The following is a 652-nucleotide window of genomic DNA, read 5'->3' on the forward strand; positions in this document are numbered from 1 at the left end:
CCATCGCCGACAGCAGCCGAAATCCGAAATCTCCATAGCCATCGACCTGTGGCCCGCGGGTTCCTTCCTCGGGGACTTTCGTACGCCTGCCGGCGCCCGAAACTCTTCACGATAAGGGACTGACGGCTTCTGGTATCCAAAAAGCGATAACAGGCCTTCATCAAGGTGGGATTGAAGCCACAAGTAGCCGCGCGCCCCATCACGACGAGCCGGCGGATGACGGGCGACAGCGTGCTTGAGCTAACTCGCGGCTTTCCTCAGGACATTCTCCAGATCTTTGTCGAGCTTCCGAGCAACAATATCGACTCTTTCGTTGCCAAACTGTCCAAAGGTCGAAACCGGCCGATCGTACTCAAATGCGGCTTCGCCCTCAGGACTTTCCCGAAGCAGGACACGAATGGGTGCATAAAGACCGGCTGAGATATTGTGGCGAGTCATCAGCGACGCGGTCAGCGGATTACCAATGTCATATTGAACAGCCCGCCGCTTCGAACCGGCAATCGCCAAGAGCGCGCCGTGGTCCCTGCTTCCAAAGATCGAAAGAATTGCCGCCGCCTCAAGTTCTTGCCGTGCCCGATCAATCAAGCCGAAACGCAATAGGGTCAGGAAGCCGTCGTCCAGGCGCGGAACAAGCGCTTCGAGGGTTTCCCTT

General features: G+C 57.4%; 1 protein-coding gene. It reads right to left on the reverse strand.

The annotated features are described in order from the left end of the window. Positions 1–240: 240 nt before the first annotated feature. On the reverse strand, positions 241–652 hold a 412-nt coding region (locus QQL24_RS33880; protein WP_284316736.1), incomplete at its 5' end, for a DUF302 domain-containing protein.

The sequence above is a fragment of the Labrys miyagiensis genome, from assembly GCF_030160835.1.
In the GTDB taxonomy this organism is placed as follows: domain Bacteria; phylum Pseudomonadota; class Alphaproteobacteria; order Rhizobiales; family Labraceae; genus Labrys; species Labrys miyagiensis.